The 979-nt window shown below is 44.1% G+C and carries 1 protein-coding gene; it reads left to right on the forward strand.

Going from position 1 to position 979, the window contains the following annotated elements; all coding sequences use genetic code 11:
* The coding region (locus tag AAFM92_16865; protein ID MEL7302034.1) for a hypothetical protein at window positions 1-575 on the forward strand (575 nt) is incomplete at its 5' end.
* Window positions 576-979: the final 404 nt, after the last annotated feature.

The following is a 979-nucleotide window of genomic DNA, read 5'->3' on the forward strand; positions in this document are numbered from 1 at the left end:
TCTCAAAACATGTCGATGGCCTGGCCGATTTACCCTACTGTGCCAGACTAAAAGCTTTGAACCTGCAAAGCATACAAAGGAGGCATGAACGATACAAGATCATATACCTCTACAAAATGAAGGAGAAACTGGTACCCTGCCTCCCAAATGATCCCATGCAGCCAGAAAATTCCTTTGCCCTGCAATTCCATCACACCAGACGCAAGGGCATTAGATGCAAGTTGCCATCGCCAACACTACACCACAATGGGGCACATTTAGCAAGAGAGTCATCATTTGCCCAAACAGCTACAAACCTCTGGAATCGCCTTCCCCGATGTATAACATTAATTACAGGAGAGAAGGTCGATACATTTAAGAAGAAACTGGACAAATTCCTTGACATTATCCCAGACGAACCTAGATGCAACGCCTCGGGGCTTTATCGAGATGATGCTCTCAGAGTCACAAACTCTATTGTTCACATAATTGACACTAAAACATTTAAAAACGAAATAGCAGTTTTCAACAGATTTCAAGAGCAGTTGTCTGCTCAGTCAGGGGAGGGCCTCGACGAGGTAATCCCGCACCCTTAGTGGTGGAACCAATCTACAGGTAATCTACAGGTAATCTCTCTCTCTCTCTCTCTCTCTCTCTCTCTCTCCAGGTATCAGCTAATGGAGCTCTTTCTTCCCCTGCACCAGTGCTATCAGGCGTTCCACAAGGCACAGTCCTTGGCCCGATACTATTTATTATTATGATAAGTGACATAGACGAAAATCTCAATCAAGCTTTCATGTCACTGTTTGCTGATGACTCACGAGTAACCAGGAGGATTTCAAGTGATAATGAAAATAACGAAGACTGTATCCTCCTACAGGAGGAACTAGACAATGTGATATACCCCTGGGCATCGAGAAACAACGCAATCTTTAATGGGGACAAATTTGAGTATGTGCGATTTGGTAGCCAAGAGGAACCTTGGCAATATAAGGACAAT

The organism is Pseudomonadota bacterium (assembly GCA_038533575.1).
Lineage (GTDB): Bacteria > Pseudomonadota > Alphaproteobacteria > Rhodobacterales > Rhodobacteraceae > Shimia_B.